Annotated in this window: 14 protein-coding genes; 3 read left to right on the top strand and 11 right to left on the bottom strand. The window is 66.3% G+C overall.

What is annotated here, in order from left to right; genetic code table 11:
- Positions 1-7 precede the first annotated feature (7 nt).
- The 3 genes from KF715_21745 to KF715_21735 all read left to right on the top strand — a co-directional run bounded on the left by KF715_21745 (position 8) and on the right by KF715_21735 (position 8,528).
- Positions 8-6,229 (top strand): hypothetical protein, encoded by a 6,222-nt coding sequence (locus KF715_21745; protein MBX3739327.1) that lies wholly within the window; start codon positions 8-10, stop codon positions 6,227-6,229.
- 3 nt (positions 6,230-6,232) lie between these two features.
- Positions 6,233-6,682 carry a hypothetical protein gene (locus tag KF715_21740; GenBank protein MBX3739326.1) on the top strand — a complete coding sequence of 150 codons (450 nt, stop codon included), beginning with the start codon at positions 6,233-6,235 and terminating at the stop codon, positions 6,680-6,682.
- A 358-nt stretch (positions 6,683-7,040) separates the two neighbouring features.
- Positions 7,041-8,528 carry a hypothetical protein gene (locus tag KF715_21735; protein ID MBX3739325.1) on the top strand — a complete coding sequence of 496 codons (1,488 nt, stop codon included), beginning with the start codon at positions 7,041-7,043 and terminating at the stop codon, positions 8,526-8,528.
- A 263-nt stretch (positions 8,529-8,791) separates the two neighbouring features.
- On the opposite strand, the gene KF715_21730 is transcribed toward KF715_21735, so the two are convergent.
- From KF715_21730 to KF715_21680, 11 genes are all read right to left on the bottom strand, one after another.
- On the bottom strand, positions 8,792-9,943 hold the full coding sequence (locus tag KF715_21730; GenBank protein MBX3739324.1) for a hypothetical protein: 1,152 nt from the start codon (positions 9,941-9,943) through the stop codon (positions 8,792-8,794).
- A 23-nt stretch (positions 9,944-9,966) separates the two neighbouring features.
- Positions 9,967-11,124, bottom strand: a complete 1,158-nt coding sequence (locus KF715_21725) for a hypothetical protein (GenBank protein MBX3739323.1) — start codon at positions 11,122-11,124, stop codon at positions 9,967-9,969.
- Complete coding sequence (locus tag KF715_21720; GenBank protein ID MBX3739322.1) at positions 11,121-11,687, bottom strand: hypothetical protein; 567 nt, start codon at positions 11,685-11,687, stop codon at positions 11,121-11,123. The genes KF715_21725 and KF715_21720 overlap by 4 nt, the downstream gene beginning before the upstream one ends.
- Complete coding sequence (locus KF715_21715) at positions 11,684-12,232, bottom strand: hypothetical protein (GenBank protein ID MBX3739321.1); 549 nt, start codon at positions 12,230-12,232, stop codon at positions 11,684-11,686. The genes KF715_21720 and KF715_21715 overlap by 4 nt, the downstream gene beginning before the upstream one ends.
- Positions 12,229-13,578 carry a hypothetical protein gene (locus KF715_21710; GenBank protein ID MBX3739320.1) on the bottom strand — a complete coding sequence of 450 codons (1,350 nt, stop codon included), beginning with the start codon at positions 13,576-13,578 and terminating at the stop codon, positions 12,229-12,231. The genes KF715_21715 and KF715_21710 overlap by 4 nt, the downstream gene beginning before the upstream one ends.
- The gene (locus KF715_21705) at positions 13,575-14,933 is read right to left on the bottom strand and encodes a general secretion pathway protein GspK (protein MBX3739319.1); all 1,359 of its coding nucleotides are present in this window, start codon (positions 14,931-14,933) and stop codon (positions 13,575-13,577) included. The genes KF715_21710 and KF715_21705 overlap by 4 nt, the downstream gene beginning before the upstream one ends.
- Positions 14,930-15,649, bottom strand: coding sequence for a prepilin-type N-terminal cleavage/methylation domain-containing protein (locus KF715_21700; protein MBX3739318.1), 720 nt, complete (start codon positions 15,647-15,649; stop codon positions 14,930-14,932). The genes KF715_21705 and KF715_21700 overlap by 4 nt, the downstream gene beginning before the upstream one ends.
- A complete protein-coding gene (locus tag KF715_21695) occupies positions 15,646-16,071 on the bottom strand; it encodes a type II secretion system protein (protein MBX3739317.1) in 426 nt (141 codons plus the stop codon). The genes KF715_21700 and KF715_21695 overlap by 4 nt, the downstream gene beginning before the upstream one ends.
- Positions 16,043-16,528, bottom strand: coding sequence for a GspH/FimT family pseudopilin (locus KF715_21690; protein MBX3739316.1), 486 nt, complete (start codon positions 16,526-16,528; stop codon positions 16,043-16,045). Before KF715_21690 ends, KF715_21695 begins: the two co-directional genes overlap by 29 nt.
- 73 nt (positions 16,529-16,601) lie before the next feature.
- Positions 16,602-17,045: a type II secretion system major pseudopilin GspG gene (gene gspG / locus KF715_21685; GenBank protein MBX3739315.1), complete on the bottom strand. Its 444-nt coding sequence runs from the start codon at positions 17,043-17,045 to the stop codon at positions 16,602-16,604.
- 8 nt (positions 17,046-17,053) lie between these two features.
- A complete protein-coding gene (locus KF715_21680; protein ID MBX3739314.1) occupies positions 17,054-18,292 on the bottom strand; it encodes a type II secretion system F family protein in 1,239 nt (412 codons plus the stop codon).

Below are 18,292 nucleotides of genomic sequence, written 5' to 3'. Positions count from 1 at the left end.
CCTGGTGATGTGGCGCAACGATGCCAACGCCGAAGGCCTGCGCATCTTCGAGTGGAACAGCGGCGCCGGCCTGCACATCAACCTGCGCGACACCGCCAACAACGACCACTTCTACGATCTCGGCGGCTTCTTCACCGTGAACACATGGGTGCACTTCGCGCTCACCTACGACAAGAGCACCGGTTGGGCGCGGATCTACCGTAACGGCGTCCTCTTCGACGAGCGCTCCATCGGCATCTTCGCCGTGCAGACGACCTATCCGCTGGTGCTCGGCGCGCGCCTCGGCGAGAGCCGCTATTACCAAGGCCAGCTCGATGAACTGACGCTCTACACGCGGCCGCTCTCGATCACCGAGATTGCGGCAATCTATAATGCCGACACCGACGGGAAGACACCACCCACTCAGAATGTCCCGCCGACAGTCCTGCTAGACGCACCCGTTGCGAACTCATCTGTCGTCGTCAATACGTCGCTGAGCCTGAGCGCGGTCGTGAGCGACACCGACGGCACGATCGCCAAGGTCGAGTTCTTCGACGGCGCGACGAAGATCGGTGAATCCACCGCGGCCGACGCCGGCCAGCCGACGCGCTTCAGCTTTACCGTGTCCGCCGGCCTCGCGCTCGGCGCGCACACGCTCACCGCGCGCGCCACCGACGATGGCGGCGCAGTCGTCACGTCCAGCGCGGTTGCGCTCCAAGTCGTGCCCGTGCTCCCGGTCGTCAGCCTGACCGCACCCCTCGACGGCGCGAACATCGCGGTCGGTTTGCCGCTCACGCTCACGGCCGAAGCGACTTACAGCGCCGGCGTGATCGCGAAAGTCGAGTTCTACGACGGCCTCGCCAAACTCGGCGAAGCCACTGCGCCCACGACTGGCACGACTTATAGTCTCAGTGTCCCGGCCGGCCTCGCCACCGGCTCGCATCGCCTCACCGCTCGCGCCTACGCCTCCGCCAGCGTCTACGCCACGTCCGCGCCGGTGAATGTCACGGCCGCAATCGTGTTGCCCGTCGTCGCCCTCACCGACCCGGCGAACAACAGCAGCATCGCCGCCGCCGTGCCGCTAGCCCTCAAGGCCACCGCCACGACCGCGGCTGGCACGATCGCGAAAGTCGAGTTCTACGACGGCTCGGTGAAACTCGGCGAACGCACGGCCGCTGACCCTGCTTCAACTTCAACTTACACCTTCAACTATTCGGCCGGCCTCGGTGCTGGCGCGCATACGTTGACCGCCAAGGCGACGTCCTCCACCGGTTCGACCGCGACTTCTGCCGCCGTTGCCGTCACCGCCGGCACCTACACCGGCGCGCCCGAAGCGCTCATCCTCACACCCGGCGAGGACACTCGCATCTCCGCGCCCGTGAAGGTCACCGGCGTCGTCGCGCACTCCGCGCTCACGTCGTGGGTGCTCGATTACCGCCTCAAGGCCGCCGACGGCGACACGCCCGAGGCTTGGACGCAGTTCGCCACCGGCGCGAATCTCGTCGGCACGCCGGCGAACGGATCGAACGCCGCCATCGGCGGCGAGCTCGGCACCTTCGACCCGACCCTCCTCCTCAACGGCATCTACGAAATCCGCCTCCGCGTTACCGATGCCTCCAACACCACGCTCACCGCCGGTCCGATCACGGTCGTCGTCGAGGGCAACATGAAGGTCGGCGCCTTCACGCTCGCCTTCGAGGATCTCAAGCTCCCGCTGCCCGGTATCCCCATCTCCATCACGCGCACCTACGACTCGCGCGACGCACGGGTAGGGGACTTCGGTCCCGCCTGGCGCATCGCCGTCGCCAACGTCCGCGTGCAGAAGAACCGCAACCTCGGCACCGGCTGGTGGCAGACCCCGCAGTCGGGCAACGGCATCCAGTTCTACTACGTCGAGCCCGTGCGCGAACGCATCGTCACGGTCACGATGCCCGACGGCGAGACGCACCGCTTCCGCGCCGGCGCCTACGTGAAGAACCGATCCGGCGACCCCGACAACGCCTCCTTCGCCGTCGTCGTCCGCACCGGCAAGATCAAGTTCTACCCGCTCGGTGACACCACCTCGACGCTCGAGCCGCTCGACGCCGCCGGCGCGCTGGCCGACGACTTCTGGATCGCCGGCACCGGCGATCAGGACATCACCGCCGAGGACCCCGTCAGCAATCCCTTCGCCGCGCCGTTCAACCCCACGCGCTTCCGCCTCACTACCAAGGACGGCACGCGCTACCTGCTCGACGAACGCCTCGGCCTGCTCGAACTGCGCGACCTCAACGACAACACCCTCGTCGTCAACCGCGACGCGCAGAACCGCGTGAGCAGCATTGTCAGCACGCTCCAAACTTCAGCTTCCACTTCAACCTCAACTAGCGTCTCGATTCATCGAGACGCTTTAGGCCGCGTCGACTACATCCGCGATCCAGCCGGTCACGACCTCGATTACCTCTACGACGCGCAGGGCCGCCTCGACTCGTTCACGAATCGCGAGGGCAACACCACGCAATTCCGCTACGAGAACACCACGTTCCCGCACTACCTCACGCGCATCATCGATCCGCGCGGCATCGCCGCCCTCCGTTCTGAGTTCGACGCCGACGGCCGCCTCGTGAAACAGATCGACGCCGACGGCAAGGAGACCGTCTTCGTCCGCGGCATCGACACCACCGGCCGCTTCGAAAAAGTCACCGACCGCCTCGGCAAAACCACGACGTTCTACTACGACGACCGCGGCAACGTGACCACGAAGATCGATGCGTTGGGCGGCATCACGACGTTTGCCTACGACGCCGACGACAACCAGATCAGCATGACCGACCCGCTCGGTCGCACGAGCACGATGACCTACGACGCCAAGAAGAACGTGCTCAGTCAGACCGATGCGCGCGGCAAGACCACCTCGACGCTCTACAATGCGCTCGGCGTGCCGACCCGCATCACCGACCCCGACGGACGAGTGCAGACGTTCACGTATGACCCCGCGAACAACAACCTGCTCACGCACACCGTCGCGGCGGACACACCCCAGGCGGCGACCACCACCTTCGTCTATGATTCTGCCGGACGGCTCACGCAGTCCCGCGACGCACTGAACCAGACGACCACGCACACCCACGGCGCCGATGGCCGGATCGCCACCACGACCAACGCGCTCGGCCATGCGACGAGTTTCACATACGACGCCAACGGCAACCCGCTCACGCAAACCGTCACGCGCACGAAGGCCGACGGCACGACGGTCAACGAGACCACGACCAATATTTACGACAGCGAAAACCGGCTGACGAAGACGACGTTCCCCGACGGCACTTTCGTCGAGACGACCTACAATGCCTTCGGCAAGACCGCCTCGACCAAGGACCAACTCGGGCGCGTGACCAGCTTCACCTACGACGCGCGCGGCAACCTCACGCGCACCGACTATCCCGACGGCACCTTCGAGACTACGGCCTACGATTTGGAGAACCGCGTCACGGCCACCGCGAACCGCAATGGCCACACCATAGGTACTACCTACGATGCGCTCGGTCGCGTCACGCGCGTGACCGCAGCCGACGGCACCTTCACGCAGACCGCTTACGATGTGGCGGGGCAAGTGACCTCCACCACCGATGCCCGCGGCAACGTGACGACCTTCGCCTACGATGCCGCCGGCCGCCGCACCGCAGTCAAAGACGCGCTCAACCAGACCACGACTTACGCCTTTGACGACAGCGGCAACCAGACCGGCTTCACGGATGCGCTCGGCCGCACGACCACCTACGCATTCGACGCCCGTGGCCAGCGCACGAGCGTCACGTTCCACGACGGCACGACGCAGACCACGACCTACGACGCGCTCGGCCGCAAGGTGGCTGACACTGATCAGGAGGGGAAAATCACCCGCTATCGCCACGACGCACTCGGTCGCCTCGTCGAGGTCCGCCAATACGTCGATCAGGCTTTGGCCGCTGCCGACTTCAACTTCACCTTGGCTCCCTCGACCGCGAACGTCGTTTCCACGAGGTTCGCCTACGACGAGCTGGGTAATCGGACGACGCAAACCGACGCTCTCGATCGCGTCACGCGCCACGAATACGACTCCCTCGGTCGCCGCGTGAAGCGCGTCCTCCCCGACGGGGCCTTCGAAACCTACGCCTACAACTCCGTCGGCAACCTCACGGCCCGGACCGACTTCGCCGGAAAGACGACGACGTTCGCCTACGATGCGCAGAACCGGCTCGTCACCAAGACCGCCGACCCCACTCATCCCTCGCTCATCTATTCGCACGCCATCGCGCGCGTCGAATACGATTACGACGACAACGGCGCCCGCGTCGCCGCGCTCACCTACAATTCGAGCAACACCCTGCTCTACGCCGAGACGACCCCGCGCGACTCGCTTGGCCGTGTCACGTCCAAGGCCACGCCGCTCGGCACGCTCGCTTACACCTATCACGCTAACGGCCTCCTGAAGGACGTGGTCTCCTCAAACGCCAACGGCGTGAACACCGGCTACCGCTACGACGCGCTCAACCGCCTCGCCTTCGTTGACGATGCCTCGGGTGCGGACTTCGTCGGCGCGCCCGTGCGCACCACCGCCTACACCTACCACGCCGTCGGCAGCTTGGCCACGGTCACGGCCGCGAACGGCGTCCGCCACGGCTACGCCTACGACAACCTGAACCGGTTGACCTCGCTCAGCGTGCAGAATGCCGCCGCCCAAGTCCTTCGCGGCTACACCTACACGCTCAACCCCTCCGGCCATCGCAGCCAGATCGCCGAGAGCACGGGCCGCACGGCCAGCTACACCTACGACGGCATTTACCGCCTCACTACGGAGACAGTGGCCGGTGATGCCAGCAACAACGGCTCCATCGGCTACACCTTGGACAAAGTCGGCAACCGTCTGAACCGGACTTCATCTGTTTCATCCGTGCCTTCCGCGGCGAATAGCTTCAACAGCCGAGACCAACTTTCCGGCGATGGCTATGACGCCAACGGCAACACGCTGACCAGCTCTCAACTCTCAACTCTTGTCTCTCAACCTGATATCTACGACTTCGAGGACAGGCTCATCGTCCGCCAAAAAGCGGACGGCTCCACCGTCAATCTCGCCTACGACGCGGACGGCCTCCTGCGGCAGAAGACGCTTCTCAGCGCGTCGGCCACGTTCGTCAGCGCGACCGGCTACCTGACCGACAGCAACAACCTCACCGGTTACGCCCAGGTGGTGGAGGAATACGCCAACGCTGCGAGCGGCGTGACAGAGCGGGTTTACACCTACGGCGCCGACCTGATCTCGCAGGCCACGCTCGCCCCAGGCGCGACCGCCTCGACGCAGCGTTTCTACGTTTACGACGGCATGGCGTCGGTCCGCGCCCTCACCGACGCCGCCGGCGCGATCACCGACACCTGGGACTACGACGCCTTCGGTGTGCTGCTCCGCCACACGGGCACGACGGTGAACGACTACCAGTATCGCGGCGAACGCTTCGACAGCGATCTCGGGATGTATTCGCTCCGCGCCCGCTTCTACAACCAGAACGCCGGACGATTCTGGAACGCCGACACGTATGAAGGTTCACCGAACGACCCCGCGTCACTGCATCGCTACCTCTACGCAAACGCCGCCCCAGTGATGTTCTCGGACCCGAGCGGCAATTTTTCGATAACCGAGATCGCTGTGACTGTCAGCGTCGTGAGCACCGTGGCTCTGATTGCTTACCCGACCGTGCGACCAGTAGTCGCAAACGTGGTCGGTTACCTTGGTGGCGGAGCGAATGCGCGCTACAGCCTCAGCTCGCTTGGTGTCTACGATGAAAGTGCCGCCTTGCTCGACGCGTTGGGTCTTTCTCCGGAGGACTTCAGCGGAAACTTATTTCAAGACGCCTTGACCGAACTCGGGACCGATGCCGTGGTCGGCGCGATTTCCGCCGGCACAGCTGTTGGCGTAGCCAAGGGATTTGCAGCGTTCCGGCGTGCTACACCAGCCCCGCAGTTCACAAAAAGCAGCCTGGCGCGCGGACAGCAAATGCACAGAGCCTACAAGGCCGATCTCGCTAACGGCGTGAATGCGTTCAAGGAGTTCAGGCTGCCGAGCGGGAGACGGATCGATTTCCTCGACTTAAAGAACGGTGTTATCCACGAGCTGAAGCCGAACAATCCGCGAGCGATTGCAGCAGGGCAGAGGCAGCTACAGCAGTATCTTCGAGAGTTGCAATCGCTGCCGCAGTTTAAAGGAATCAATTGGCGAACCGTGCTAGATACCTACTGACCGATGGAAACGAAAAACTTCAAAGCCCTCTTCTCAGCCGTTGCTGAGCAGAATGGATTTACTTCGGCGTTCGGCGGTTGGTTTGCCGATTCCCCAGAGTGCATCATTGCTCTCGATCTTCAAAAATCGAACTTCGGAAACTACCTTGAGCTGAACCTGAAGATCTATGTCCAAGGGATGTTTGGAAACACCTACGTGAAGAACAAAGATCTACTGAAAAAAAGCACGGGGGATGTCTTCACGCGGCCTCCGGACAAGTTTCGAGATGCGCTCGATCTTGGATGTCCGATGGATGGACAGGAGAGAGAACGAAAATTGGCGGCGCTCTTCGCTGAATTTGTAGTTCCGATTGCGACGCGAGCACGAACACGTTCCGGCCTCCAAGTGCTTGGGCTAGAAGCGAAGGTTTTTTTGCTACCTGCGGTCGAAAACGAATTGAAGAAGTCAGTCTAAAGTCATCTACGCCAAATAGCGGCAACCATAGCGGGGCGTGTGCCAGCGCTATTGGGTAAAGCGCCAGCCGAGCTTCTCGACGCAGAGGTTGTTGGACTTGCGTCTTACGATCCACAACGCGGCAACACAGGCTCCCGCCCTTGCAAGTGCTGTCCCTCGGCAACCTCACTTCCTGCGCGAGGCACGTCCCCGCGGAGGTCGTTCGAACCGGGTCAGCCGCGCGACTCGACTGGCTATGTCTTTCCATCGAGTAGCCTCCGACAGATATTGGCCAGTCTGCACAGCGGGAGTTCTCGTTTGCCGGGAGTCGGCGGGCCGCCCAAGTTGGTCGCGGGCTAATCTCTCATTCTTTTCTGCCATGCTGAATTGGCTCCGCGCATTAGCGCTTCACGTATCTATTGCCGTCCAGCTCCGTCTCGCGGCATTCCTCGCTCTGGCGCTGACCTCGCTCTCCGCCGCGTCCTCGGAAGCCCAGTTAGGCGAGCGTCTGTTTCACGACGCCCGCTTCGCCCGCTCACCGGCGGCGATGAGCTGCGCGACTTGCCATCCGTCGATCACCGGCGAAGGCCAGCTCGGCGCCTTTGCCGATCGGGCGGGGCAGAGTGCCGTGCCCGATCGCGCCGATGGACAGAGGGTCACGCCACGCCACGCTTCGACCCTCTTGGATGTTGCTGAGCCGGGCGGTTGGGGGCTGCTGCATTGGGACGGAGAATTTGCCTCGTTGGAGGAGCTGATCAAGGGCACCTTCACCGGTCGCAATTTCGGCTGGCTGGCTGACGAACGTGCCGCGGCCGTAGCGCACTTCGCTCGCATCGTGCGCGAAGATGTCGGCGCGGAAGGCCGCGCGGCCTACGCGATTGAGCTGCGCGAAACGGAGCCGGCGATGGTTCTCGCGACGACGGGCGACGGGCTGATCCTCGACGTCTGCGCGCGGGCGGTGGCTGCCTACCTGCGCACGATCCGCCTGCCGCGCGATGCCGAGGGACGCCACAGCGGTTCGCCCTACGACGCCTTCCTTTCCGCCAATCGCCTGCCACGCGCGCCGAATCCGGGCGAGACTCCGCACGAATACGCGCGTCGTTTGCACGCCACGGTAGCGGCGTTGCGCCAGCCGATCTTCGTCGACGACCCGGCACGACGGCTCACTGCAGGCAGTCAGTCGTTTCGGTTTGGCGAAGAGGAACTGCGCGGCATGCGCATCTTCTTCCGTGGTGCGATGGGTTACGTGCGCTCGGCCAGCGCGGGCAATTGCGCGGAGTGCCATGTGCCTCCGCAGTTCACCGATTTCGCCTTCCACAACACCGGCGCCACGCAGGATCGCTACGATGCCGTGCACGGCGCAGGTGCATTCGCCAATCTGGAGGTTCCGTCATTGGCGGAGCGGAACGCCGACCCTGAACGCTGGCTTCCGCCTGCCGCCACGCACCCGCGTGCCGCGGATCCGTGGCGGAGCGTTCCTGACCGTGCGCAGCCGGCGCACGCCGATCTCGGCCTGTGGAATGTCTACGCAAACTCCGCCATGCCGGCTCCGCAGGTGGTCATCGAACGTCAGCTCAATCGTGCTGGCACGCTCGCGCGCGAAGCCGTCCTGTCGGCGACGTTGGCGCGCTTCAAGACCCCCAGTGTTCGCAACCTCGGTCGAGAAGCTCCCTTGCTTCACGACGGCAGCGCCAAGACGGTGGAGGACGTTCTCCGGATTTACCGGCGAATGAGCGACCTCGCCCGGCAAGGCGCGATGCGCAACGCCCCCGCCGAGTTCGCGGCCATGCGTCTTGCCGAAGCGGATCTGCCACCACTCGCGGCGTTCTTGCATTCGCTGCAGAATCACACCGCGACAGCCCGCTGATGCAGGGTGAAGCGGAAGTGATCGATCAGTCGTGGCGTTCGATGCCAGGGCGGCGCTGAGGTGCGCAGCTCCTCATGGACCCGCCGGCTAAATTCGGAAACCGGAACCTGTTCTCCCGGCCCGAATTCGATCGCAAGCTATGGCGCGGCCGGCCGCTGGTTCGCTCGGAGGTGAAGTGGAGAAGGTGCGTCGACGTTGCCGAAGGCGCCACGCGGTTGCGGATCGATGGGTGGCGGCGATGGGGCGCTTGTCCTTGGCCGGGGTCAGGGTTTGGCGGCGGGGGGCGGCGCGATGGTGGGCGTGTCGTTCTTGAGGAGTTCGAACTTGCCTTGCTCGCGCTCGACGAGGCTGGCGAGCTCGCTGGGACGGTTCACGACGTGCGGCGTGAGGAAGATCAGGAGCTCGGACTTCTTTTTGCCGGTGACCTTGTGCTTGAAGAAATTTCCGACGAGCGGGATGTCACCGAGGAGCGGCACCTTGTTTTCCTTGTCGGTGTTTTGGTCGGACATGAGGCCGCCGATGATGATCGTCTGGTCGCTCGGGGTGACGACGACGGTGTCGGCGGAGGTCTTGTCGATGACGGGCGAGCTGACGCCGGTGGCGGTCTGAACGGTGGTCGCGCTGATGGAGGAAGTCTGCGGCGAGACGATCATCTCGACGTTGCCGTCCTGGGTGATGAACGGCGTGACGCTGAGGATGATGCCGATGTCCTGGTAGGTGACGGTGTTCGTGATGGCGTTGGTGACGGAGCTGATCTGCGAGTTGGTGACGATCGGAATCGACTGGCCGACCATGACGGAGGCCTGCTGGCCGCTGCGGGTGAGGATCGACGGGCGCGAGAGCACATGGGTCTTGTTGGTGCTGGCGAGGAGGTTGATCGTCGCGTTCACCTTGCTGTTCGCGATGGTGTAGAGGCCGCCGACGGCGCCGCCGGTGGCGGCGGTTTGCGCGGCGTTGGCGGCGATGCCGAAGTTGGTGCTGGCGGTGTTGGTGGCCGGCGAGGAATTGAGCGAGATCGGGCCGGTGTAGGAGGCCTCGGCGCCGAGGTTGAGATCCTTGTCGTGCTCGACCTGGAGGAACACGACGTTGATCAGCACCTGCGGTTTGGGCGCGTCGAGGCTGGCGATGACGGCCTTGATGTTCTCGTTGGTGATGTCGTCGGTGACGACGATGATGCGGCGGGTGTCCATGTCGCTCGAGATCATGGCATCGCCGACCGTGGTGGCGTTGTTGTATTGGCGTGAGCCGGCGCCGTTGGACGCGCCGGCGCTGCCGACGCCGCCGCCGGAGACGACGCCGAAGTTGCGCTGGGGCTGCTGCTGGGTGCGGACCTGCGCGCTGGCGGCGGTCAGAGCGAGGAGAAATGCGCCAGCGAAGGGCAGGAGGCGCGTGATGAAGGAAGCGGAGATTTTCATGGCGGGCTGCGGAAGGCGACGGGTTAGCGGCCGCGGTTGCCGGTGCTGTTGCCGAGCGTGAGGCTCGGGTTGGCGGAGGTGGTCTGGCTGTTGTTGTTGGCGCGAGTGCCGAGCGGGTCGGCCTGGTTCGAGTTCGCGGTGGTGCGCGTCGTGTTGCTCTGGAAGAGGTTTTTCAGGATCGTCTCGACCTGTTTCACGTCGGCGTTTTGGAGCGTGTAGACGAAGACGCGCTGTTTACGGCCGGACGAAGTGTCGAGTTGCGCGATCATCGCGGCGACATCGCCCATCTGGGCTTTCGATGCGGTGACGACCACGGAGAACGTGCGCGGGTCGGCGACGGCGACGACCGGCGTGGTGCGGCCAGTGCCGGTCGAGCCGTTGCGCCGGCTGCCGCTGTTGCCACCGCCGCCGAAACCGCCGGCGGCGGCCATGCGGGCGAAGAAGCCGCCCGGACCGCCGGGCGTCGCGGCGGCGTTGGCCGTAGGCGTGGCGGTGGTGCCGAAGAGATTCGTGAGCAGCTGCGCCATTTCGTAGGGGTCGGCGTTCTTCAGCGGGAAGACGCGCACGGTGGCGGCGGAGTCGATCGAGCCGTCGAGCGCGGCTACGATTTCGACGACGTGCTTCACGTTGATCTGCGTGTCGGTGACGACGAGCGAGTTGCTGTCCTGATTGGCTGTCAGCGTGGCGGTGGCGGGCAGGAGCGTGCCGAGATCGCGCGCGGCCTGCGTGGCGTCGATGTGCCGGAGCGGAATGATCTGCATCACCATGTCGGCGGTCTCGGGAATCTCGGCCGGATCGTTGCCAGTGCGGATGGGCAGGTTGGTTTTCTTCGCGTCCTCCTTCGACGAGACGATCAGGTTGCGGCCCTGCACGCGTGCGGTGTAGCCGTTCTTGTTGAGGGCGAGATTGAGGAGCTGGACCGCTTCCTCCTTCGAGACGGGTTGTGAGCTCCACATGTCGACGGTGCCGCGGACCGGCGTCTCGAGGACGATGACGTAGCCGGCGGCGTCGCTCAGGTAATTGAGCACGGTCTCGAGCGGTGCGCCGCGAAAATTGAAACGGAGCCCGGTCTCTGCGGCGACCGGCGCGAGGGCCGGAGGCGAGGGATCTTGCGCGGGCGCGGCGGCGGGCAGGACCGTCAGGCCGAGGCAGAGAAGCGGGAGCAGCGGGTGGGTCTTCATGGCTTAAGTTGTTTCTGGCGTTGTTCCATCAGGCGCTTGAGGACGTCGGAGGCGCCGGGCGGAGGCGTAAGGGAGTCGGAGGAAGCGGGAACGGCGGCGCTGCCGGTGCCGGACGAAGGCGTCGGGGCGGGCGGCGTGTCGATCGCGACGGCCGACCAATCGCCGCCGGGCGGGCGCTGGAGTTGCTGGCCGATCGCGAGCGGGGTTTTCTGGCCGTTGCGGGTCAGCTCGACGCCGCGCTGGTCGATGCGCGTGACGGTGTAGTCGGCGACCGTGTCGCCCTCGTGCAGTGCCTTGCGGAAGGCGGGCAGCGAGCCGTCGAAGAAGGCGAACAGGCCCTTCTCGTAGCGCATGGTGCCGACGAGCGCGAGGGTGTCGCCGCGCGGCGCGTCGTCGATCGTGCGGCTGCTGCGTGGCGCGCGGCCGGGATCGAAGATGTTGCGCTCGCTGATGAGCTGGAAGGTCTCGAATCCCACCGGCGCGGTCGGGCGCGCGGGCGCGGCGGCGAGTGTGCTGCTGGCAGCGGCGGCCGCGAGCGAGAGGAGGCAGACGGGAATTCTCATGGACGGCCCTCCAGCGGGCTGAGGCGCAGGCCGGTGACGGTGAGACTGAGGCCGATCTTGCGGCCGTAGTCGTCGCGCGACGTGAGTTCGAGGGCATCGACGCGCAGCGCGAGCGGCGAGCGTTCGAGTTCGTAGATGAAGCGGCTCAGCGCCGGCAGCGTGCCGGTGGCGTCGACACGGCATTCGAGGAGCGAGTAGCGCGGAGTGGCGCCGCGTTTCCACTGGGGTTTGATGGAGCCGAGTTCGATGCCGCTGGCGCGGCCCCAGCGGTCGATCGCGGTGATGAGATCCTGTTCACCCTGGGCGGCGTCTTTGGGCAATGCGCCTGACTGCATGTCGGCCCAGGCGCGACGAATGTCGGCGGCGTGCGCGATCATCGTGCGCCCGTTGGCGATCGATTGCTGCAACGTGGCGATCTCGGTCCGATGCGCCTGCCAGGTGCGGCCGAGCGGCGTGAACACGAGGCGGTCGAGCCCGAGGAGCACGAGGCCGGCGGCGGCGACGATCAGGAGCCAGCGCTGACGTTTGGCCATGGCGGCGCTCATGGGGCGGCCTCCTTCCAGCGCAGGGAAACCGTGAACTGCAGCGGCGTCTTGCCGCGGATCTGCTCGACCTTGAGGTCCTGCACTTCGCGCGTTTTGCGCAGCTGATCGAGCACGAGCAACAGGGCGGCGTTGTCGCGCGCGGTGCCGCTGAGGGCGACGGCGGACGGGCCGCGGATTTCGAAGGACTTGGCGGTGACGCTGCCAGTTTCGGGAAACGCCGTCGTCACGCCGCGCAGGATGCTCAGGCTGTGAAACGAGGTATCATACCACGGACGATAGTCGCGGATGAGGGACTGGATCGCGCTGAGGTCGTCGACTTGCGCTTTCATCGCGCTCCATTCGGAACCGAGCGACCAGCGGCGGTATTCGAGCCAGCCGAAGGCGCCAAGGGTCGCAACGAGCACCGTGGCGACGATGCCGCCGGCGAGGCGCAGGCGGCGCGAGCCGTGTTTGGGCCACCACGCGGCGAAGCGGCTCGGGCGTGGCGGGAGAAATTCGAGCGCGGCGTCGGTGCGGAAAAGCCATTGGCGTCCGGCGGACTCGGCGAGCTGTTCGCCGAAAGGACGGCCGGCGGCACGCGGGGCCAGCGTCAGGCCGGTGCTCCGGCCGAGCGTGTTTTCCGCGGCGGTCACGGCGCTGGCGTCGCCGCGGAGGTCGAGCTCGCTCAGCGTGCCGCGCAACTCGGCGGGGATCTGCTCGAGCGTGATGCGCAGTTCGCGCGCGAGCGAGTCGCCGCTGTCGGCGCTGCGCAGGGCGGCGACGCCGCCGCCTGCGCCGGCGAGGAAAGTGGCTCGCTCCTCGGCGAGCGCGATGGTGACGCGGCCGGTGGCGGTCGGAACCGCGCCGGACAGCGTGGGGAGGGCGGCCGTGAAACTGACGGGCTTCAAGCCGGCGGCGACGAGCAGTGCGGCGAGGGCGTCGAGCTGTTCGCGCCGCGCCGCGAGTTGTGTGACGAAGGTCGCGTCGCCGACGCGGCAGGTGGAGATGGCGATTTGCAGGTGCGCGGGGTCGACCGGGAAACCTTTTTCCGCCTCGAGCTGCAGGAACGCCGCGAGGTCCTCGGGAGCGAGGGCGGGCACCGCACAAGTGCGGGCGAGCAACCAGTGATCGGGCAACGCGACGGCGCAGGCGCGCTCGCGCACGCCGGCCTGGGTGAGCAGGTCGCGCAGCTGGCGTCCACCGGTGGCCGCGTCGAGGCGCAGGAAGTCCGGCGGCAGCGGGAGCGTCGCGGCCGTGACGACCTCGGCGCTGCCGTTGGATCGGGCCAGCAGGCACAGGCTCAGCTGGTCGCCACCGAAGCGGAGGCCGAGCACGGAGCGCGGGCGTTGTTTGAGGGGCCAATTCATGAAGAGGTGGAGGAATTCTGGAGGGTTTCGCGCGCCTCGTGGCCGAGCGCCCAGCCGAAGGCGGAAAGATCCTGGCGATTGACGATGCGCGGGGTGCCGCGGCGCAGATCGAAGACGACGCGTTCGCGGCAGAAGCCGCGGCCGTTGCGGCCGACGGCGGCGATGTCGGCGGAGAACTGATACGATTGATCGGTGATGTAGGGACCGGCGCGGAGGAAGGCGGCGCGGCCGATCACGTCGGGCAGCCAGGCGAAGGAAGTGAGCGCGGCCGGCGCGGTGGTGCGATAGGCGACGACTTGGGCGGCGAGCGTGGCGTCGAGGCCGGGCAGGCAGGCGAGGACGGTGGCGCTGGCGGTGTTGACGTTGACGAGGCCGTTGGACGCGGAGCCGGTCGAGGCGGTGAGGTAATTGTGGAGTTGGGCGAACTCGGAGGCGGTGAGGCCGCTCTCGAGATAGAACTCGGCGACGCTGCCGAAGGGGCGTTCGCCGATGCGCTGGAGCACAGCCTGCGCGCGGCCGGCGTCGAGGCGGCGGCGGAGCAGGGCGGCGAGGCCGGTGCGGGTCTGGGCGGTGGAGATGTTCACGCGGCGCGTGCCGTCGGGATTGGTGTTCGGTTGCGCGCTGTAGATCGTGACGTATTCGAGCAGTCCCGGTTGCAGCTGGCCGTCCTGATTGTCGCGCGGCGGCGACTGGTCTCCGTCGTCCTCGTTGCGGTCGAGGGCGCCGTTGCGGTTGGTGTCTTCGCCGAGCAGGAGGTCGAGCGTGAGGCCATTGACGAGGCGGAGCTCGTCGACGGACTCGAACGGGCCGCCCTTGTTGAGGCGCGGCGGATTGAGCGCGGCGTAGGCGTTACTGGCGTCGGCGCCACCGGTGCCGGAGCGGCTGCGCCAGGCGAGGATCGCGGTGACGAGGTCGGGCGTCATGTTGGGCAGGGCCTCGAGCATGGCGCGCGTGGCGGTGTTGAGGTTGAGTTTGGAGCACTCGTCGATGAGGCCGAAGACCGGCTCGGTGCCGACGGGAAGGTTCGGGTCGCGGCCGATGAACCAGAAACTGGCGTCGCCGACGGCGAGGTTCTCGGCGCTGTAGGGGCAGTCGGAATTGGCGGCGTTGAGTTCGGGCACGGTGCCGTTGGCGGCGTAGGTGGCGAGGATGTGGCTGGCGTAGCGGACGCCGCCGGCGAGCGCCTGGCGCGCGGCGATCTCGGCGGCAGCGTTGTCGGCGGCGCGGAGTTCGCTGCTCATCTCGTTGGCGAAATAGAGCGTGAGCGCCACGACGCCGAGGCAGACCCACAGCACGATGATGAGCACGGCGCCGCGGCGATGCGCGGAGTGAGGGAGGCGGACGCGCGAGGTCACGGTGCACCTCCGGTGCTCGCCGTGGCGTCGAGGTTTTCGGTGGTGGCGACGAGCACAGGCACGACGAGCGTCACGGGGACGGAGTTCGCGGGAGCCTTGCCGTCCGGACCGGCGAGCGTGAGCTGGAAGCGGATCGCGGTCGGCATGGTGTTGCTCGCGGCCGAGTCCCATGCGTCGGTCCACGCGGTGCCGTCGTAGAAATCGATTGAGGCATCCGCCACGCGCGTGAGCAGTGTCTGGAGTTCGGGCGTGGTGACCTGCGCGGGGAGCAGGTTGCGGGTGACGGCGCGGACGAGGTTCTTGGTGTTGCTGCCGTCCTCGGCGGGCGCGAGGTAGTAGTCGACCAGCTGGACCTCGGAGAACGGATTCCAGCCGTTGATCGCGCCGGTGTTGGTGTAGAGATCGGGGCCGATCTTGTCGCCGTAGGTGCCCTGCGTGAGCGAGCTGGCGAGCGTGGTCTGGAGCGCGCCCGCGAACACGCCGCTCGAGCTCGGCAGCATGATGCCGGCGAGATCGCGGCGCACGGTGCCGAGCGTGCGTTGCAAGGCGCGGTCCTCGGTGATGCGGTCCTGCGTGGTGTTGTGGAGGCGCAGCGCGGTGAAGAACGTGGTGTTGATGACGAGGAGGACGATCGCGGCGACGGCGGTCGCAATGATCACTTCGAGCAGCGTGAAGCCGTCGCGCGGGGAAGCGGAACTGGAGGGGCGCGGCGTCATCGGGCGGCGAGCGTGGTGGTCGTGGTCGCGTTGGCGGCGGGATCGAGGAGCGTGCTCGCGCTCACTTCGTAGGCGTTGCCCTGCACGGTGAAGGTGACGTGAACGGTGACTTGCGTCACCGCGTCCGACGGCCAAGTGGACGACTCGAGCGTCCACGGATAATCGGTGCCGCCTTCGGTGACGGTGCCGGAGGTCTGGCTCTGGTTGAGCTGGCCGGTGACGAACTGCTCGTTGAGCACGCGTTCGGCGATGCGCATCGCTGCGGCCTTGCGGGTGCCGACGAGACCCGAGCGGCTGGCGACGCTCAGGCCCTGCATCGCGACGGGAATGACGATCGCCATGACGAGCAGGGCGGCGAGGACCTCGGCGAGCGTGAAGCCGCGACGGGAAATCTCAGCGAGAGGCGAGCGGCTGGATTTCATAGTCGAGGCCGTTGGCGGCGGGGAGAATTTGCAGGGCGCTGTCGGTGCCTTGGCGCAGGATGAGTTTCGCCACGCTGCTCGGATCGAAGAAACCGTCCGGCGTGAAGCGGATGACCGATTGATTCGTCGGCAGGCCGAGCGTCTCGTCGCCGAGCTCGGACACGGGCGGCGCTTCGCCGGCGGGCACTTCGAGTGTCAGGGAGGATTCGAGCGCGAAGGTCGAGGCGCGAGCGTCGGTGTCGGTGAAACCGTCCTGGATGTTTTGTCCGTAGCGCGCGGTGGCGGGATCGAACCAGAGGATCACCGGCACGCCCTCGGCGATCGCGCGACTTTGCGCGTAGTGCGTGAGCGCGATGATGCGCTGGGCTTCCTGGCTCAGCGCGCGACCGCGGAAGAACGTGATCAGGCGCGGCGCGGTGAGCGCGGCGGCGATGACCAACAGCGCCATGACCAGCATCAACTCGATTAGGGTGAAACCGCCGGCGCGGCAGCGACGGCGGAGTGGGGCGCGGACGTTCCGGAGGGCCAACTTACCTGGAAGTGACAGCGGCATTCGCGATGTCGTCGGCCGTGCCGGGCTGGCCGTCGGGGCCGGCGGAGCGCAGGTCGTAACCGCTGGGATTCACCGAGCCGGGATATTCGTAGGTGTAGGCGTGGCCCCAGGGATCGAGCGGGATGTCGCCCTTGAGGTAGGGGCCGCGCCAGTTGACGACGTTGGACGGCTGCACGATGAGCTGCTGCAGGCCGTCGGAGCCGCGCGGGTAGGCGCCGGTGTCGACCTCGAAGGCGTCGAGCGCGGTGCCGAAGGCGGCGATCTGCGTCTGTGCGGCGGTGACGCGCGCCTCCTCGGTGCGGCCGGTGAACTTCGGCAGCACGAGCGCGGCGAGGATGCCGAGGATGACGAGGACGGTGAGCAGCTCCACGAGCGTGAAGCCGCGCGTCGAGGCGGAGCGGAGCGAGCGGTGGGTTTTCATGGAAGAGGTCATTTGATGTGATCCTGCAGGGAGAAAATGGGGTAAACCATGCCGATGAAGATGGTGCCGATGAACGCCGCGATGAGGAACAGCATCAGCGGCTCGACGAGCGCGACGACCGCCTTGAGCTGACGGTCGAGGTCGTTCTCGGTCACCTGCGCGATGCGCAGCAATTCATTGTCGAGGCGGCCGCTTTCCTCAGCGACGGAGATCATTTCCACGATGGCACCGGGGAAGAGCATGCGGTTACGCGCGAGGCTGGCGCCGAGCGGCTTGCCCTCCTTCACGCGGTCGGTGGATTCGGATACGGCGTCGACGAGGATCTGGTTGCCGATGGAGCGGCGGGCGACGTTGAGGGCGTTGATCAGCGGCACGCCGGCGGCCAGCAGGGTGCCGAGCATGCGGCAGAAGCGTGCCATCGCGAACTCGGCGAGCACCGGGCCGACTTGCGGCAGGCGCAGCACGAAACCTTCCCAAGTGCGCCGTCCGCGGGCGGAGCGAATCCAGCTGCGCAGCGAATAGGCGACAAGCGCGGCCGCGACAGCGAGGAAGAGACCGTAGCTGCGCACCGCCTCGCTCGCGCCGATGATGAGCTGGGTGAGCAGCGGGAGCTCGGCGTTGAAACCGTGGAAAATTTGCTGGAAACGCGGAATGAAGAAAACGAGCAGGAACACGAGCACGCCCAGCGCGAGCACGAGCAGGATGGCGGGATACATCAGCGCGGCGGTGAGCTTGCCTTTCATCTCCTTTTCGCGCGCCTGGAAGTCGGCGATCTGCGCGAGCACGACGTCGAGGAATCCGCCGGTCTCGCCCGCTTCGACCATCGCGACGTAGACCTTGGGAAAGGTTTCAGGCGAGCGCGCCATCGCGGCGGAGAGCGACATGCCGTCGATGACGAGGTCGTGGATTTCCTTCCACTTCGCTTTCGCCGCGGGCTCGCTCGCCTCGCGGTGCAGAATCTCGAGGGCGCGGCTGAACGGCACGCCGGAGGCGAGCAGGCTGGAGAGCAGGCGCGTGAAGTTCTCGAGCGTGCGCGCGGAGATCTTGGAGGAGTGGCCAAAAGAGAATCCACTGGCGGCGGGCGTTGCGTTCGCGGCGCGGGTGGGCGCGGCGACTTCGGTGAGGCGCACGGGCTTGAGGCCGCGGCGCTCGACCTGGCGGAGCGCTTCCTGGCGGTTGGTCGCCTCGAGCGCGCCTTCAGTGAGCGAGCCGTCGGGTTGCAGGGCTTTGTAGGCGAATTGCGGCAT

The sequence above is a fragment of the Candidatus Didemnitutus sp. genome (assembly GCA_019634575.1).
In the GTDB taxonomy this organism is placed as follows: domain Bacteria; phylum Verrucomicrobiota; class Verrucomicrobiia; order Opitutales; family Opitutaceae; genus Didemnitutus.
This window is presented reverse-complemented; position numbering and strand designations above follow the sequence as displayed.

Bases quoted from the DNA above. Each gene is read 5' to 3' on its own strand.
- KF715_21745 (MBX3739327.1), top strand. From the start codon at position 8: ATGTGGCGCAACGATGCCAACGCCGAAGGCCTGCGCATCTTCGAGTGG.
- KF715_21740 (MBX3739326.1), top strand. From the start codon at position 6,233: ATGGAAACGAAAAACTTCAAAGCCCTCTTCTCAGCCGTTGCTGAGCAG.
- KF715_21735 (MBX3739325.1), top strand. From the start codon at position 7,041: ATGCTGAATTGGCTCCGCGCATTAGCGCTTCACGTATCTATTGCCGTC.
- KF715_21730 (MBX3739324.1), bottom strand. From the start codon at position 9,943: ATGAAAATCTCCGCTTCCTTCATCACGCGCCTCCTGCCCTTCGCTGGC.
- KF715_21725 (MBX3739323.1), bottom strand. From the start codon at position 11,124: ATGAAGACCCACCCGCTGCTCCCGCTTCTCTGCCTCGGCCTGACGGTC.
- KF715_21720 (MBX3739322.1), bottom strand. From the start codon at position 11,687: ATGAGAATTCCCGTCTGCCTCCTCTCGCTCGCGGCCGCCGCTGCCAGC.
- KF715_21715 (MBX3739321.1), bottom strand. From the start codon at position 12,232: ATGAGCGCCGCCATGGCCAAACGTCAGCGCTGGCTCCTGATCGTCGCC.
- KF715_21710 (MBX3739320.1), bottom strand. From the start codon at position 13,578: ATGAATTGGCCCCTCAAACAACGCCCGCGCTCCGTGCTCGGCCTCCGC.
- KF715_21700 (MBX3739318.1), bottom strand. From the start codon at position 15,649: ATGACGCCGCGCCCCTCCAGTTCCGCTTCCCCGCGCGACGGCTTCACG.
- KF715_21695 (MBX3739317.1), bottom strand. From the start codon at position 16,071: ATGAAATCCAGCCGCTCGCCTCTCGCTGAGATTTCCCGTCGCGGCTTC.
- KF715_21690 (MBX3739316.1), bottom strand. From the start codon at position 16,528: ATGCTGGTCATGGCGCTGTTGGTCATCGCCGCCGCGCTCACCGCGCCG.
- gspG (MBX3739315.1), bottom strand. From the start codon at position 17,045: ATGAAAACCCACCGCTCGCTCCGCTCCGCCTCGACGCGCGGCTTCACG.
- KF715_21680 (MBX3739314.1), bottom strand. From the start codon at position 18,292: ATGCCGCAATTCGCCTACAAAGCCCTGCAACCCGACGGCTCGCTCACT.